The organism is Gammaproteobacteria bacterium (assembly GCA_040183005.1).
In the GTDB taxonomy this organism is placed as follows: domain Bacteria; phylum Pseudomonadota; class Gammaproteobacteria.
Window position 1 is genome coordinate 78236 of record JAMPIW010000005.1, and the last position, 15750, is coordinate 93985.

Consider the following 15750-nt stretch of genomic DNA (forward strand, 5'->3'; position numbering starts at 1 on the left):
AAAACATCATCTTTGGATTTTTTTTCGCAACCCCTCAATCACCGGCACAGTCTGCGGGCGCACCCCTCGCCACAGAAAAAACGCTTCAGCAGCCTGCTCCACCAGCATCCCCAGGCCATCCAGCGCCTTTCGCGCACCGTGTTGCATTGCCCAAAGCATGAAGGGCGTCGGCTCTGCACCGTACATCATGTCATAGCAGCAGCAACCTTCTCTCAGCGCGGTGGCGGGCAGCGGCGGCACCTCCCCCTTCAGGCTGGCTGCCGTGCCGTTAATGATGAGATCAAACCGTTGTGCGTCAATATCTTGATAGCCACATCCGTAAACCGGCCCGAAATCCGTCAATTCTTTGGCTAATGCGATTGCCTTGTCCGCGGTGCGATTGGCGATGACCAGTTGAGCGGGATGCTCTTCCAGCAACGGGGCGAGCACACCACGCACCGCGCCGCCAGCCCCAAGCAGCAATACGCGCCGGTCGGCAATCTCTACACCATGGTTGATACGCAGGTCACGCACCAGGCCAACACCATCGGTATTGTCGCCGTAACTCGTACCGTCCGCTCGAAATAGCAGAGTATTCACGGCCCCCGCCCGTTCCGCGCGCGCACTACGCTCATCGGCCAGCTCCCACGCCTCCCGTTTGAAGGGCACAGTGATATTAAGCCCCTTGCCGCCGCCTTCCACAAAAGCGGATACGGCTTCAGCGAAACGGCCCTGCTCCACCAGCATGGCGGTGTACACTAAATTCTGACCGGTCTGACGCGCGAACAGGGTATGAATCTGCGGTGACTTGCTATGAGCGATGGGGTTACCCATCACGGCGTAGTGATCGGTTTTTACGTGTATCATCCAACAATCCTTGAATGGCACCTTGCGTTGCGTTTGTGTGATAAGCAAGAAAAATGATACCGTAGCATATGTTTGGGTACGAATGTTGCTTAGTTAATACCTTCAAGGAAAAGTTACAATTCAATTTCAGGTGTCGACGCAGTGGATTGCAACATGGCCCTAAGAGCGTGGCGGAAATTGATCAGCCTCTGTTGCCTAGGGCTGCTGTTCATGATTATTAACCATGCCTCTGCGGACCAGGCACGGCATATGGTGCTGGTTGCTGGCGCCAACGCCTACATCCCTCCTCTCACCTCTGCCGAAGTGCGAAAACTGTTTCTGGGCGTGGTCATAATCAAGGATGGGCAGCGCATTGAGCCATTACTCAACCTGACCAATCCTTTGCTGCATGAGGTGTTCCTGCAGAAGGTCATATTCATGTTCATCTGAAAATTACGAGCGCCAGCTATTTGCGCGGATCAGCCATTTAGGCGATCCGCGCCCACAAGAGTATTCTGATCACTGGCAGTTAATCAGCGCTCTGCGCAGCCGGCCCGGCGCAGTCAGTTATATGTGGGCGCAAGACGCTCGTCCCCGGCTGGGCCTGAAGATAGTACAAGAGCTATGGCAAAGCCGACAGGAATAGCGCGCCTTTCCAACGGATTGATCGGCCGTCTGATGATGGTCGTGGTGGCCATTCACGCCATCCTGGTACCTTTGCTGTTTGTCGGCGTGCTGTATATCGTGAAGCAGGGCTATGAATCACTGTTTATCAACCAGGCGCGCTCCGAATCCCACATGCTCGCAGTACTGGCCGGACGGGATCTGCGCCCCACCCGGCTGCAGACGCTTTTCGAAGAGGTGGCGCTGAGCGGCAGCGTGGTTTTTTGGGCGATCGTTGATACATCGGGGCAGACCATCGCCAGCGTTCACAGACCAGATGTGCATGCGACTTTCCAGGAAGATTTTTTCTTTAGCGAACATGGGGATACGGTCTATCACGTCTCTGTCCCTGTCAACGATGACGCTGGCATACTGCGCGGTGTACTCCGGCTGGGTTACGATGAAACGCCAACCCAGGAGCAGATCGACAACACCTACCACCGTGGTTTCTATCTGGCGATTGGATACATTTCGCTTACCCTGTTCCTGGCGATTTCCGGAGGCAGAATCCTCAACCTGATGCGCAAGGAACTGGTGACACAGGCCAACGCGCTCGAACACCAGGCACTGCATGATACCTTGACCGGCCTGCCCAACCGCGCATTGCTGCATGACCGGTTAAAGCAATCCATTCTCGCCAGTCAGCGCGAACACGTACCATTCGCACTGTTCCTTATGGATCTGGACCGTTTCAAGGAAGTAAATGACACCTTGGGGCACCAGGCGGGTGATGTGATATTGCAACAGACCGCCGCACGCCTGCGTGAAGCGGTGCGGGAATCCGACACCGTCGCGCGACTGGGGGGGGATGAGTTCGCAGTGGTGTTGCCCAAGGTTGATGTGGATGGTGCGATTCTGATTGCGGAGAAGATACTCAGAACGCTACAGGAACCTTTCGTGGTGGAGAGCAGGGCTCTACCGATTGGTGCCAGCATCGGCATTGCGCTATTTCCCGGCCATGGCGAAGATGCCGCCAGCCTGTTGAGCCGCGCCGATGTGGCGATGTATGCCGCCAAACATGCGGGCGGCGGCCTGACCGTATATGAACCCGACCTGGACCGGCACAGCATGGATCGGTTCACCCTGACGGCGGAATTGCGCCAGGGCATCGAACGCGATGAGATTGAGGTGTATTACCAGCCCAAGGCCGACCTCCATACCGGAGAGGTTTGCGGTGTTGAAGCCTTGGCACGCTGGCGGCATCCACGGCTGGGGATTATCCTGCCCGAGGAATTCATTCCGCTAGCGGAACGGGCAGGAGTCATCAACACGCTGACATTGCGCGTCATCGAAGCAAGCGCTCACCAGTGTGCGCACTGGTCCAGCGGCGGCACACCAATAAGCGTTGCGGTAAACCTCTCACCTTTGAGCCTGCTAGACGCAAAATTTGCGGAAAAGGTTGCGGAGATCCTGCGCAACTGCGACATGTCCGCCTGCATGCTGATCCTGGAGGTCACCGAAGGCGCGATTATGGCCGATACGCCACAGGTACAGGAACTGTTTGCATGCCTCGACACCATGGGTGTGCGGATTTCCATCGACGATTTTGGCACAGGCTATTCCTCACTTGCCCGGCTGAAGAAACTGCCGGTGTCAGAGGTGAAGATCGACAAATCCTTTGTGATCGACATGCTTACCGATGACAACGACGCCGCCATCGTGCGCGCCACCATTGATTTGGCGCACAACCTCGGCCTTAAAGTAGTGGCGGAAGGCGTCGAGACACAGGGACACCTGGAGATACTGGCCGCCTTTGGCTGCGATATGGCGCAAGGCTATCACATCAGCCGACCGTTACCGACGCTTGAAGTTCGGCACCTTTTGGCCACCAACAAAAAGGTAATCACGATCGCGGGGAATGAGGACAGGCCACTGTTCAGTGGGCTGTAATACCACTTCCATCAGGCATTAATATTCCCCTCTCCGCTTGCGGGGAGAGGGAAGCGAGGGGCTAGGCTAGGGAGAGGGAAGCCTCAATCTTTCAGCCACCCCGCCGCACGCTTGGCGAAATAGGTGAGGATGCCGTCGGCCCCCGCACGCTTGATGGACAGCAGGGACTCCAGCACAACGGCGCGCTCGTTCAGCCAGCCGTTCTGGCTTGCCGCCATGAGCATGGCATATTCACCGCTCACCTGATAGACAAAGGTGGGCACACCGAACTCCTGTTTGACACGATAAACGATATCCAGATAAGGCATGCCTGGCTTGACCATCACCATGTCGGCGCCCTCCTCCAAATCGAGCGCGACTTCGTGCAGCGCTTCATCCGTGTTGCCCGGGTCCATCTGATAAGTATATTTATTACCGCCGCCGAGATTGGCTGCAGACCCCACGGCATCGCGGAACGGGCCGTAAAAACTGGAGGCGTACTTCGCGGAATAGGCAAGAATGCGGGTATGGATATAACCGGCAGCCTCCAGCGCATCGCGGATCGCCCCGATACGCCCGTCCATCATATCCGATGGCGCCACGATATCGGCCCCCGCTTCAGCGTGAGAGAGTGCCTGCTTTACCAGCACCGCCACCGTCTCATCATTCATTACGTAGCCAGCGCCATCAATCAGCCCATCCTGACCGTGAGTGGTAAAGGGATCCAGCGCCACATCGGTGATAACACCCAACTGTGGAAACTCCCGTTTGAGCGCACGCACTGCGCGCTGCGCCAGCCCATCGGGATTATAAGCCTCGCGTGCGTCTTCGGTTTTTTTGTCTTGCGACGTGACGGGAAAAAGCGCCACTGCGGGCACGCCCAGAGCCACCAGGTCCGCCGCCTCTTTCAGTAGTTCGTCGAGACTAACCCGCTCAACACCAGGCATGGAGGCTACCGCCTCCCGCTTACTGTTGCCTTCCAGTACGAATACGGGGTAAATCAAATCATCCGCCGTGAGTACCGTCTCACGCATCAAGCGGCGTGAAAAATCATCCCGCCGCATACGGCGCATACGCCGCCGCGGGAAAGCGCCCTCGCGGGTGCTCGTGTTACTCATTCAAAATCACCTCAACTGCTTGCCTCACCTGGCAAGCCGCCGGGGAGGCGGCCTACCAGGAAGACCATAGTAATACGCCTATTTTTTCTTGGCGGCTTTCTTTGCTACACCCTTTTTCTTGGGGACAGCTTTTGTCGGCGCGGCCTTCTTGGGTGCAGTTTTCTTCGGGGCCGCTTTCTTCATCACACCTTTTTTGGGTGCCACCTTTTTAGCCACAGCTTTCTTAGGTGCGGCCTTTTTTACTATGGCTTTTTTCTTTGGAACCACCTTCTTGGCGGGCGCCTTTTTCACAGGTGCTTTCTTGGCGGGCGCTTTTTTAACCGGCGCTTTCTTGGCTGGCGCCTTCTTTACCGGAGCCTTTTTGGCAGGCGCTTTTTTAGCCGGGGCGGCTTTCTTGGCGGGCGTTTTTTTCACGGCGGCCTTCTTCGTTACGGCCTTCTTGACGCTGGCAACAGCTTTTTTCGTAGCCTTTACTACTTTCTTCTCGGCACCCTTCACCGTCTTCGCAATTACCTTCGCCTCTTTCTTGACACCGGCAATCGCTTTTTTGGTGGCTGTGACTACTTTCTTCTCAGCCTTTATCACGGCCTTCTTGGCAATCGCGACATCCTTCTTTGCAGTGGCAACGGCCTTGGTTGCAGCCTTGGTTGCCGCCTTGGCGACTTTCTTCTCAACGTCTTCGACAGTTTTCACGATGGCTTTTACCTCTTTCTTGATGGTGGCAACAGTTTTTTTCGCGGCGGGCGCCACTTTCTCTTCGGCTTTTTTCTCAACCACTTTGGCGGCTTTCTCAACTGCCTTGGCGACAGGCTCCGCCTTTGGCGCAACAACCGGTTTTTTCACGGCGGCAGGTTTAGCGGCTGGGGCAGGCTTTACCACTGGGGCCGGTGCAGGCTCGCTGATAGCCTTTTGGATTGCCGCGAAAATATCGGAAATCTCACCCACGCCCTGCACGGTGCGCAGCTTGCCCTGGTTGCGGTAATACGCTGCCACGGGCGCGGTCTGCGCCTCATAGACCCGCAGCCGATTGCCAATGGTTTCTTCGTTGTCATCGGCACGATGACGCAAGTTGCCGCCGCATTTGTCGCAACGGTCATCGAGCTTGGAGGGCGAGGTATAGACGTTATATGTCTGGCCGCATGACTCGCAGGTGCGTCTACCCGTCAGACGCTGCAAGAGAATCTCGAAATCGAGATCGATCAGCAGGGCAATCTCCAGAGATTGCTGGAGTTTACCCAGCATTGCGTCCAATGCCTCTGCCTGGGGAATATTGCGCGGGAAACCATCCAGGATAAATCCCTCGCGGGCATCCGGCTTGGATAAGCGTTCCGCGATCATGCCCAGAACAATGTCATCAGACACCAGTTGCCCGGATTCCATCACCGCCTTGGCCTGAAGACCCAGTGGCGTTCCCGCAGCCACCGCGGCGCGCAGCAGATCGCCCGTGGAGATTTGCGGAATGTGGAATTTCTCGACGAGCAGCTTGGCTTGCGTGCCTTTACCCGAGCCAGGCGCACCTAACAGTACAATTCTCATAGCGGCGTTTACACTCCCTTCACTGGGTTTATTGGTTATTGACAACTCGATTTATCATCAGCATTCAGCCCTCACCGTTGTCGGCAAACGCCATTCAACTGGAGGCTAATAAGGGCTCACCCTCACTGCTTTAACACACCCGAAGCTTCATGCTTTGAGCGTACATCGTGTACGTTGCCTAAACTACCCCGAGTCACATGCCTAAGTCAATGAACCTCATGATAATAAAATATCATTACATGATTTTTTTACGCAACGTGTTCCAGAAATGTCGCAACCCATCAACTTACGGGCTGCGCAACGCGCAAAAAAATGGAATGCAAGCGTTGGTATTCCACATGGTCATGTCGTTATAATGCGTTTCCGGCTTCAACAAATCATTTCAACATGAAGGATATTTTCCATGAGCTTCCACAACGTTACTCCCGGACGCGACGTCCCCAACGACATCAATGTCATCATCGAAATCCCCGCGCAAAGTGATCCGGTGAAATACGAGGTCGACAAAGAAAGCGGCGCGCTGTTTGTGGACAGGTTCATGGCCACCGCCATGTTTTATCCCTGCAACTATGGTTACGTCCCCAGCACCTTATCGGAAGATGGCGACCCGGTTGACGTGCTGGTTGTCACACCAGTGCCATTGATCAGCGGCTCGGTGATCCGCTGCCGTCCGATTGGCATGCTCAAAATGACCGATGAATCGGGCGTTGATGCCAAAATCCTCGCCGTCCCTGTTGACAAGCTTTCCTCCCTATACACAAAAGTCCAGTCGCCGGAAGACATGCCTTCCCTGCTGCTGGCGCAAATCTCCCACTTCTTCGAGCATTACAAGGATCTTGAACCCGGCAAATGGGTCAAGGTTGATGGCTGGGTAGGTACTACCGAAGCCAAGGCTGAGATCCTGGCCAGTGTCGCTCGTTACAACAACGCCTCCGCTTAACATTCTCCTCGACGAGGGGCAGGCTTCAAACCTGCCCCTACGGTCGGCATTAGACCATTCCCAATGAGCGCGCATCACCACGCAGATCATCATCACGCTCATCACGCCAGCAATCATCTGCTAGGTGCGCTGGCATTTACCCTGGCATTCGCCGTTGTTGAGGCACTTGCAGGGTGGTGGTCGGGCTCGCTGGCCCTGCTGGGCGATGCGGGACACATGGTATCGGACGCCACCTCACTGGGACTGGCGGCCTTTGCGGCATGGATCGCCAAGCGTCCCCCGTCGGCACGACACTCGTATGGTCTGGGGCGCGCCGAGGTGATCGCCGCACTGGTCAACTCGATATTCATGCTGGCGGTGGTAGCCGCCATCGTGGTCGCCGCCATTCAGCGCCTGCAAGCGCCACACCCTGTCGCTGGCGGTGTGGTGATGGGGGTCGCCGCACTGGGATTGATGGTGAACATCATCGTCGCCTGGATGCTCAGCCACGGCGAGAAGACACTCAACACCCGCGCGGCGCTACTGCATGTGCTGGGTGATCTGCTGGGTTCAGTGGCAGCGTTGATCGCCGGCGTGGTGATCTATTTCACCGGCTGGACGGCCATTGACCCGATCCTGTCGCTGGTGATCTGCGCATTGATCCTATTTTCCGGTTTCAACCTGCTGCGCGAAGCATTGCATGTGTTAATGGAAGGCGTGCCTGCCTCGCTGGATCTGCCCGAAGTCGGGCTGGCTATGGCAGGAGCGCCAGGGGTGGCATCGGTACATGACCTGCACATCTGGACTTTATCCTCCGGCACGGTCATGCTCTCCGCCCACATCGTCATCAAGGATATGGCGCGCTGGCAGGAGGTTCTCGGCGCACTAAAGGAATTGCTGCATGACCGCTACGACATCGAGCACATCACCTTGCAACCCGAGCCTCCGATAACACAAATTATCAGCCCGATGCTGCCGAAACCAACCAAATGACCCCTGCCGCTTCCACAATCTTCCGTGATAAACTGCCCTGTTACTGGTAAAGCCTGGATCACGACATGCTAATCAACTTCACCAAAATGCACGGGCTAGGCAACGACTTTGTTGTGATCGATGCCACGTCCCAGCCCATTGTGCTGACCCCGGAGCAGATCCGCCAGATCGCTGACCGGCATTTTGGTGTAGGCTGCGACCAGGTGCTGTTGGTGGAAACGGCGCGCAACCCAAGCGCTGATTTCCGCTACCGCATCTATAACGCCGATGGCGGAGAAGTCGAACAGTGCGGTAATGGCGCGCGTTGCTTTGCCCGTTTTGTGCTGGACCATCACCTGACTTCAAAGCACGAGATTGCCGTGGAAACAGCGGGCGGCATCATCCACCCGCGCATCGAGGCTGACGGTCAGGTAACCGTCAACATGGGCGTGCCGCGCTTTGTTCCCGCAGACATCCCCTTCGTGGCCGAGGCAACGTCCGATACGTATGCGCTGGAAGTGGCGGGACAACGGTTGACGATAGGTGCGGTCTCGATGGGCAACCCGCATGCGGTTTTGCTGGTCGATAATGTCGACACCGCACCGGTCGCCGAACTGGGGCCGCTGATCGAGAAACATGAACGCTTCCCCAACCGGGTCAATGCGGGATTCATGCAGATCATCGCCAGCAACCACATCCGGCTGCGCGTCTACGAACGCGGCACCGGAGAAACGCTGGCGTGCGGCACGGGCGCCTGCGCAGCGGTGGCGGTGGGCCGGAAGCTGGGCAGGCTGGATCAAAAAGTAACTGTGGATTTGCCGGGCGGAACACTTCTGATACGCTGGGAGGGAGAAGGAACCCCGGTGTGGATGACGGGTCCGGCGACATATGCGTTTGAGGGAAAAATGGAATTATGAACATGCCACATAATAAGCAAGAACTGCCGGGCGCAACGATACCGGATGCGGCTGTCGCTGAACATCTGCGCGCCCACCCTGATTTTTTCGCCAAATATCCCGATACGTTAATGGAATTGGCTCTGCAACATCCCAGCGGATCAGCGGTGTCACTGATCGAACGTCAGGTTGCGGTGTTGCGTGAACACAACCGGAAACTCAAGCATCAACTGCAGGACTTGGTGCAAATTGCCCGCGACAATGATCGCCTCAGTGAGCGCATGCACCGGTTGACGCTGGCCTTGATAGATTGCACGAATCCGGAAGAGATATTCATTGCCCTGCATGACAGTCTGCGCAATGAGTTCCAGGCAGATGCAGTCACACTCCGGCTCATCGCCCGCCCCCTGCAATCCACGGCTGACGAGCGAGATGGATTTTCCGTGGACATTTTGTTTGCGGACAAAGATGATGCTTCATGGAGCGCTTTCAAGGGCATAATGCACAGTGGCAAGCCTGTCTGCGGCACGCTGAATGCGGCACAATTGAACCACCTGTTCGGAGACCAGGCCATGGACATCGCTTCGGCAGCGCTGATACCTCTGACGAACCCCTCCTCCGACAGGGCAACGCCCTCGCTGGGAATTATGGCCATCGGCAGTTACGATGCCGAGCGCTTTCACTCCGGCATGGGCACACACTTCCTGTCTCAAATGGGTGAGCTTATCAGCCGCGCCATCCGTCCCTATCTATCATAGGAACGGGTTTTAAATAGCCCACGGACGTGTCCGATACCAAAACCGAGTGGCTCCACAAGTTCCTCACGCACTTGCGCGATGAGCGGCGCCTCTCGCCGCTCACGGTTGAGAGCTACCAGCGCGACCTTGGCAAAGTCATCACGTTCTGCCATCAACAAAAAATCGACCATTGGCCGACGCTCACCAGCCATCACGTGCGCGCGCTGGTGGCCGCCCAACATCGCCTCGGCCTGGGAGGACGCAGCCTGCAACGTTTGCTGTCTGCGTTGCGTTCGCTCTGCGACTATCTGATCCGCCAAAACATCATCACCCATAACCCAGCGAACGGCGTCCGCGCGCCCAAATCACCGCGCAAACTACCGGCAACCCTGGATGCGGATCAAATGGGGCGTCTATTGACGATGGATAGCGTAAAGAATGTTGCGGGAGAAATTGGAGCACTATTAACCTTGCGCGACTGCGCCGTCATGGAGCTGATGTATTCCTCCGGTTTGCGCCTGAGTGAATTGACCAATCTCGATTGCGCCGAAATAAACCTGGCCGACGCCACCGTGCGCATTACCGGCAAAGGCGCTAAAACCCGCATCGTGCCGGTGGGCCGCTATGCGCGAGAAGCGGTACAAATATGGCTTGAGGCGCGTGCCACGCTGGCCGCGCCCGATGAATCCGCCCTGTTCGTGGGGCAACACGGCAAACGCCTTACACCACGCGCCGTACAATTGCGCATGCGTGAGTGGGCAATCAAGCAGGGCGCCCCCATGCACGTCCACCCGCACATGCTGCGCCACTCCTTCGCCAGCCACTTATTGGAGTCCAGCGGCGATTTACGTGCAGTGCAGGAACTGCTCGGCCATGCCGATCTTTCCACGACCCAGATCTACACCCACCTCGACTTCCAGCATCTGGCCAAGGTCTATGACAGCGCCCACCCACGGGCAAAAAAACGCTCCTGATTACTTCCCATAACCGCTGGTGATGTGACTAATGGTTATCTGCAGCAATTCACGCCATTCTTTTTCAATTTCCGGATTGAACTGTGGATCGGTCTCTGATACCGCCTTTATAAAGCTATCAAGCCAATAAGAATACTGGCCAGGCTCAATGTTCATTTTTGTTGCGCTGTGGGTATCACGGATCCGCGAGATTCCGCTCGCCCCGATGGGGTTACCCTCGGCATACATGATCGCCAGATTGATCCCATTTTTAAGCAGCGCTTTTTGCGCGCTCATATCCGTATTGGCAAACCTTGGCGAGATGGAAGGATGGCTCACCAAAAAAATGTCATAAAATTTTCCAAATAAATCACTCCCGCTGTTGATACAACGTCCCAGGCTGGTCTTGGCCTGTGTAAAATTTCTTGCCATAGCTAAAAACTCCATTCCTGAAAATACCCCGGTTTTTTGATCAGCTTCATGGGGCGATATGCAACGTGCCCACACACAGTGATACCGCTATTAGCGGCACGCCCGATTAAAATATGAGGTTTTTCCATCGTTCCGCTGCCACCATCCGCCCCAATCTTAAATTTATTATTTTTTTAAAAAACAATTAGTCATTAGCTCAAAAAACAACTCTGGAACAATCTCGCCAGGCACCCTAAAAATCGAACGTAAAAACCACTAAAGGTTGATTACGATGCGCCGATAACCTTGACGAGGGTATTAATGCCCGCAGGCGAGTCCATGGATGGGCGAGGTAGCGCAACGCATGGAGCAGTTGCCGAATTTGTACCCGTCTTTGCATCTTTGTGGAGAGAAGTGGCAGGAGCCCATCTCTATATTTTGTTAAATCTCACACGTGAGGAGAGATGATTATGCGTAACGTACTAAAAGCATTAAGTTCCGCCGGTTCCCTGGCACTTGTCCTTTCGGGAACGGCAATGGCGGCGCCCCCAGCTGGCGGTTTCGACAACTGGAGCGTCAACGCCACTGGCGTGGTATCAGCAACCACAGGAATATGTGCCATCGTCGGCACCACCTGCGCCACCGTGGTTGACGGAGCCGGGTTTCTTCAACAAGAAGTAACCATGTCCGACGGCACGCGATACGTCAGAACAATGATTGCCGAAGGATTTGCTACGGCAGGCGGTTCACTCGCCAATCTGACATTTGCATCGGAAGATTTCGTGAAGATGGGAGGCGCTGCCCAGGGCCTGGCCTCAAAGATGAACATCAAGGAAGGTGTTTTGTCCGCAACCGGCACCGCCGCCAACCTCATTGATACCGGTTTTGGCGCAGGCGCAACGATATTGACTGGCTGGGGCACCAACAACGTCCTCAATAGCGCCGAAGCTGTGTTGACCCTGGGCCTGTCCGACAGGGGCGCTGGTGCTGCTGGCGTGGCCGGAGGTGATGAATTCCTCACCAGCTTCAGCGTAACCACCAACACGGTAGCGGCAGGTGGCACAAACGTCACCTCGGCGTTGGCTGTTGATCAGACGATCTTTGTGGGCGGCACAACCAATCTCACTGACAAACAGCGTTTCGTCACTATGGTTGATGTTGCCACCACTGCCCAGACCAATTTCAAGTTTGCCACCAATACAACCGATCCGGCCACTATCACCTATGCCGTAGGAGACAAGATCCAGGTGGTATGGGCAGGTCAGGACGTCACCGGCGCTGGGTCATTCAGCACGCAGAGCCTGATCAAAGATCCTAACGGAACAACCCCAGTAGCCGTGCGGGCGTCCAACCTGACTTCTCCGAATACGTTTGAATGGACCGCGGCACCGGCCACCGTTCTTAATTCGGAATTCGGAGCCACACCGGTATTCTGAGTCTTGTTCCACTCAAGAAGTGTAGGATAGGAAATCAGGAAAAGAGAAGGGCAACCCCCTTCTCTTTTCTTTTTAGACTCATCTAATGATGAATTACTACCTTAAACAAACAGTTTTGGGGTTAGGGAAGATTTTCATTACAGCCGCCCGCGCTGATCCTGGAACGAAAAACCGGCAAGCGGCATGTCGACGTCGCGCGTCAGCGCGATCACCTTGAACAGCTCGCCCATCTCGCTGGGCAGGGTCAGCTTCTTGACCTGCTGCGTCAACGCAAGGTGCTGGCGCGTGTCATCGGGATTGGATGCCGCAGCCATCTCCATCAAACCGCTTCCCAGCAAAAAATAGGCCTGGGTAGTATACCCTGCCACGGCAAGACCAGCCTCCACGGCGGCCTCGGCCACCGCCGTGAAATCGACATGCGCGGTGATATCCTGCAAGCCTGTAAATATCAACGGGTCAGGGTGGGCGCGATGGCGATAGTGGCACATCAGAGTGCCGCCGCTGCGCTCCGGGTGATAATACTCGCGGCGTGGAAAACCGTAGTCGATGATTAGCACCACCCCCCGCTCCAGCATTGCGGCAATACTGCGCACCCAATCCTCGGCGGCGAGGTTGATTTCCGAGGTATAGCCTGGCGATAAATCGCCCAGCTCATCCACGATTGCCGCAATCCGCCCCTCCAAACGCGGCTCACTCAACGGCCCACTGCGCCAGGCGAAGCGATCGTCCTCCCAGGCCACATAGAGCTCTTGCGGCCCTTCCTCCTCGACGCGGAACAGATGCACCGGCATGGCATCAAGCAGCTCATTGGCCAGCACCACGCCCGTAAACCCGCTTTCAGGCAAACGGTCCAGCCAGCGGACACGCTCCACAAGGTGCGGCATACACCTCTCAAGGGTTTCCCTCTGGCGCTGCCGCAAATCCGCGCTCACATCGAGGATAAAATAATGGTCGGGCAGGCAGTCAAGCGCCTCCATCTCAGCCAACACATCCGCAGCCATCACCCCCGACCCCGCGCCGACCTCCAGAATATCGCCGCCGCCCAAGTCGGCCAACACCTGGCAGCACTGCCGCGCCACGCAACGCGAAAACAGCGGCGAGATCTCCGGCGCTGTGACAAAATCCCCCGCCTCACCAAACTTGTGCGCCCCGGCGCTGTAATAGCCCAGACCTGGGGCATAGAGCGCCAAAGCCATATACCGGGCGAAGGTGATCTGCCCATCGTTGGACTTGACCTCATCGCGGATCAGGGCGTGCAGCCGATCACTATGGGCCTGCGTGACCGCATCCGGCGGGGACAAGCCATCAAGGCTCGGTAGAGTCACGGCATATGTCCTGAAAGTTATGAACCCTTGCCATAATAGCTCGGAAACACGCGCAGGTCATTGAAGCAATAGGGTGTCGGATTTCTTTACATCCTTGAATTTTACATACAAAAATAAAATTTTATTAAAAATCAAAAGTATAATGAAAAATGACGTTGAATCTCCATTATCTGTCGACCTAATTCAAAGGTTATTTTGTCGGAATTCTTTACAATCTCTCAAAAAAAGCCCTCCGACGAGCCGCCTTCAATCGAAAAAAAATATTTAACTATATAAAAATAAACAATATTAAATAACATTACACAAGTTTGGCATTAATATTGCTTTATTGATGTAAGGAGCTGCAGAAGTTAGAAAAGTTACAGGGAAGCGCGCCTAAGCCAATTTATCCATTAGTATTTTTAGACATTTGTTTATTATGAGGAATACGTCATGAAACAACTATTGATCGCGGCCACCTTAGGCCTTTCTGTAGGATTTAGCGGGCTGACCGCGGCTGGCCCGGTAATTATTGATGGGAGTGACGCCGAAGAACATGGCGGCGTAAGTGGTGGGGTAAACTTCAGCGGCTGGGAATATTTTCAGCGTGGGTTTGAAAATCTTCTTCCCCAGGTCGGCAATGGAAATACGGTGGCCGTTTGTTTAGGCTGTACTGGAAACACGCAATCGGCCTTTGCTTCCGCTTTCGATCTTGCTGCCAAGCCTGCAGGCTGGACCAGGGAAACCATTGACGGCAATACCAATATCGCAAACTTTTTTGCAGGAGCACTAACGCGCACTTTGGCAAATACCGGGTTATTATATTTCCCTACAGGAGGCAACACTGCCGGTGGTATGACTGGGGACGAACTAGCCGTCCTTAACGCCAATGCCGCTGCAATTAATACTTTTGTAGGTGGAGCAGGTACTCCGGCTACCGGTGGCGGCTTGTTCGCTCACGGCGAGGGCAATACCGCTGGCGCATGGGGTTGGTTGACGACTTTAATCCCAGGCATTATACCCACTGAAAGTGGGGGGAGTGGCAATCTTGAACTCACCGCTGCTGGCTTAAGTGCTTTTCCAGGTTTAACCAATGCAGATATCGCGGGTGCTCAGCCCTGGCATAATCATTTTGCAGGCACGTTCGGCGGTTTACAGGTTTTAGTCCAAACCACCAGTGGCCCCGCAGGCCGTGCTGTGGTGTTAGGTGGCGGTGCAGGAACGCAGATTGGCTGTGGCTTACCTGGCCAACCTCCTTGCGCCCCCCAGCAAGTGCCTGAGCCCGCCTCCTTGGCCCTGCTGGGCTTAGGCTTGGCCGGGATGGTTGCAGCGCGCCGTCGCAAGACAGCCTAAGCATTTCGCTTTAATCACAATAAGCTCGACAAGTAGCACTTAATTGCCCACCCCTTGCGGGTGGGCTTTTTTTGTTCTACAGCCACACTTTTCATCTCCCTCGTTCCTGCCATTTTGTCAAACTGGATGCAGTGTGCGCTATGCGCACGAAACGTTTGCATATTTCGCCTCACAAAACCTCTGGACGGATTATTCTCCAGTCTCTACCCTTGTATCATGCAGACTTCCCCAACATTGAGGTACTCGCCCATGAAACTACTCGTCATCCGCCACGCCCCGGCCGAAGACCGGGAAATATTCGCCACTTCCGGCGAGCCCGATGAGGCGCGGCCATTGACGGACATCGGCCGCAAAAAGATGCGCAAGGCGGCACGTGGGCTTCATGCTGTAATCCCTCAAATTGATCTTCTGGCCACCAGTCCGCTGGTACGCGCTGCGGAAACGGCGCGAATCATCGCCGATGCCTACGGTAGGCTGACGGCCGTTGAGGTGCAGGAGCTCGCTCCGGGACACGCCCCGGAATCGGTATTATCCTGGCTCAGGACTCAAAAAGGGCATGACACCGTCGCCGTGGTGGGTCATGAGCCGGATTTAGGCCATCTGGTGAGCTGGCTGCTGACGGGCAAAAAACAACCTTTTATCGAATTCAAGAAAGGAGCGGCTTGCTTGATCGAGTTTCCGAACGGCATCGTGCAGGGCAAGGCGATACTGATCTGGGCACTTGCGCCGTCCCAGCTCCGCACTCTCGGAGAATAGCG

At 55.5% G+C, this 15750-nt stretch carries 14 protein-coding genes and 1 pseudogene; 10 read left to right on the forward strand and 5 right to left on the reverse strand.

Features of this window, described 5'->3' with window-relative positions:
• Window positions 1-6: 6 nt before the first annotated feature.
• Entirely contained in the window at window positions 7-846 is an 840-nt protein-coding gene (gene aroE / locus M3A44_05590) for a shikimate dehydrogenase (protein MEQ6341127.1), read from the reverse strand.
• A 210-nt stretch (window positions 847-1056) separates the two neighbouring features.
• On the opposite strand from aroE, the gene M3A44_05595 reads away from it, so the two are divergent.
• Both M3A44_05595 and M3A44_05600 read left to right on the forward strand, forming a co-directional pair.
• Window positions 1057-1275, forward strand: a complete 219-nt coding sequence (locus M3A44_05595; protein ID MEQ6341128.1) for a hypothetical protein — start codon at window positions 1057-1059, stop codon at window positions 1273-1275.
• A 174-nt stretch (window positions 1276-1449) separates the two neighbouring features.
• Complete coding sequence (locus tag M3A44_05600) at window positions 1450-3378, forward strand: bifunctional diguanylate cyclase/phosphodiesterase (GenBank protein ID MEQ6341129.1); 1929 nt, start codon at window positions 1450-1452, stop codon at window positions 3376-3378.
• Between the two features lie 83 nt (window positions 3379-3461).
• On the opposite strand, the gene hemB is transcribed toward M3A44_05600, so the two are convergent.
• Both hemB and M3A44_05610 read right to left on the reverse strand, forming a co-directional pair.
• Window positions 3462-4475, reverse strand: a complete 1014-nt coding sequence (hemB, locus tag M3A44_05605; protein ID MEQ6341130.1) for a porphobilinogen synthase — start codon at window positions 4473-4475, stop codon at window positions 3462-3464.
• A 912-nt stretch (window positions 4476-5387) separates the two neighbouring features.
• Window positions 5388-6011: pseudogene (locus M3A44_05610) on the reverse strand (adenylate kinase).
• Between the two features lie 403 nt (window positions 6012-6414).
• Between M3A44_05610 and ppa the strand changes: the two are divergent.
• The 5 genes from ppa to xerC all read left to right on the forward strand — a co-directional run bounded on the left by ppa (window position 6415) and on the right by xerC (window position 10509).
• Window positions 6415-6951, forward strand: a complete 537-nt coding sequence (gene ppa / locus M3A44_05615; GenBank protein MEQ6341131.1) for an inorganic diphosphatase — start codon at window positions 6415-6417, stop codon at window positions 6949-6951.
• 63 nt (window positions 6952-7014) lie between these two features.
• Complete coding sequence (locus M3A44_05620) at window positions 7015-7923, forward strand: cation diffusion facilitator family transporter (protein MEQ6341132.1); 909 nt, start codon at window positions 7015-7017, stop codon at window positions 7921-7923.
• A gap of 65 nt (window positions 7924-7988) precedes the next feature.
• Window positions 7989-8819 (forward strand): diaminopimelate epimerase, encoded by an 831-nt coding sequence (gene dapF, locus M3A44_05625; GenBank protein ID MEQ6341133.1) that lies wholly within the window; start codon window positions 7989-7991, stop codon window positions 8817-8819.
• Window positions 8820-8821: 2 nt separating this feature from the next.
• Complete coding sequence (locus M3A44_05630; protein MEQ6341134.1) at window positions 8822-9556, forward strand: DUF484 family protein; 735 nt, start codon at window positions 8822-8824, stop codon at window positions 9554-9556.
• 26 nt (window positions 9557-9582) lie between these two features.
• Window positions 9583-10509, forward strand: a complete 927-nt coding sequence (gene xerC / locus M3A44_05635) for a tyrosine recombinase XerC (GenBank protein MEQ6341135.1) — start codon at window positions 9583-9585, stop codon at window positions 10507-10509.
• Here the strand turns inward: xerC and M3A44_05640 are convergent, their stop codons facing one another.
• On the reverse strand, window positions 10510-10920 hold the full coding sequence (locus M3A44_05640) for a globin (GenBank protein ID MEQ6341136.1): 411 nt from the start codon (window positions 10918-10920) through the stop codon (window positions 10510-10512).
• A 449-nt stretch (window positions 10921-11369) separates the two neighbouring features.
• On the opposite strand from M3A44_05640, the gene M3A44_05645 reads away from it, so the two are divergent.
• On the forward strand, window positions 11370-12335 hold the full coding sequence (locus tag M3A44_05645) for a hypothetical protein (protein ID MEQ6341137.1): 966 nt from the start codon (window positions 11370-11372) through the stop codon (window positions 12333-12335).
• Between the two features lie 137 nt (window positions 12336-12472).
• Here the strand turns inward: M3A44_05645 and M3A44_05650 are convergent, their stop codons facing one another.
• A complete protein-coding gene (locus tag M3A44_05650) occupies window positions 12473-13660 on the reverse strand; it encodes an SAM-dependent methyltransferase (GenBank protein MEQ6341138.1) in 1188 nt (395 codons plus the stop codon).
• Between the two features lie 432 nt (window positions 13661-14092).
• On the opposite strand from M3A44_05650, the gene M3A44_05655 reads away from it, so the two are divergent.
• A complete protein-coding gene (locus M3A44_05655; protein MEQ6341139.1) occupies window positions 14093-14992 on the forward strand; it encodes a PEP-CTERM sorting domain-containing protein in 900 nt (299 codons plus the stop codon).
• Between the two features lie 249 nt (window positions 14993-15241).
• A complete protein-coding gene (gene sixA, locus M3A44_05660) occupies window positions 15242-15748 on the forward strand; it encodes a phosphohistidine phosphatase SixA (GenBank protein ID MEQ6341140.1) in 507 nt (168 codons plus the stop codon).
• The last annotated feature ends 2 nt before the right edge of the window (window positions 15749-15750 follow it).

Excerpts from the sequence above, each read along its gene's own strand:
- aroE (MEQ6341127.1), bottom strand. The coding sequence starts at position 846 with ATGATACACGTAAAAACCGATCACTACGCCGTGATGGGTAACCCCATC.
- M3A44_05595 (MEQ6341128.1), top strand. The coding sequence starts at position 1,057 with ATGATTATTAACCATGCCTCTGCGGACCAGGCACGGCATATGGTGCTG.
- M3A44_05600 (MEQ6341129.1), top strand. The coding sequence starts at position 1,450 with ATGGCAAAGCCGACAGGAATAGCGCGCCTTTCCAACGGATTGATCGGC.
- hemB (MEQ6341130.1), bottom strand. The coding sequence starts at position 4,475 with ATGAGTAACACGAGCACCCGCGAGGGCGCTTTCCCGCGGCGGCGTATG.
- ppa (MEQ6341131.1), top strand. The coding sequence starts at position 6,415 with ATGAGCTTCCACAACGTTACTCCCGGACGCGACGTCCCCAACGACATC.
- M3A44_05620 (MEQ6341132.1), top strand. The coding sequence starts at position 7,015 with ATGAGCGCGCATCACCACGCAGATCATCATCACGCTCATCACGCCAGC.
- dapF (MEQ6341133.1), top strand. The coding sequence starts at position 7,989 with ATGCTAATCAACTTCACCAAAATGCACGGGCTAGGCAACGACTTTGTT.
- M3A44_05630 (MEQ6341134.1), top strand. The coding sequence starts at position 8,822 with ATGCCACATAATAAGCAAGAACTGCCGGGCGCAACGATACCGGATGCG.
- M3A44_05640 (MEQ6341136.1), bottom strand. The coding sequence starts at position 10,920 with ATGGCAAGAAATTTTACACAGGCCAAGACCAGCCTGGGACGTTGTATC.
- M3A44_05645 (MEQ6341137.1), top strand. The coding sequence starts at position 11,370 with ATGCGTAACGTACTAAAAGCATTAAGTTCCGCCGGTTCCCTGGCACTT.
- M3A44_05655 (MEQ6341139.1), top strand. The coding sequence starts at position 14,093 with ATGAAACAACTATTGATCGCGGCCACCTTAGGCCTTTCTGTAGGATTT.
- sixA (MEQ6341140.1), top strand. The coding sequence starts at position 15,242 with ATGAAACTACTCGTCATCCGCCACGCCCCGGCCGAAGACCGGGAAATA.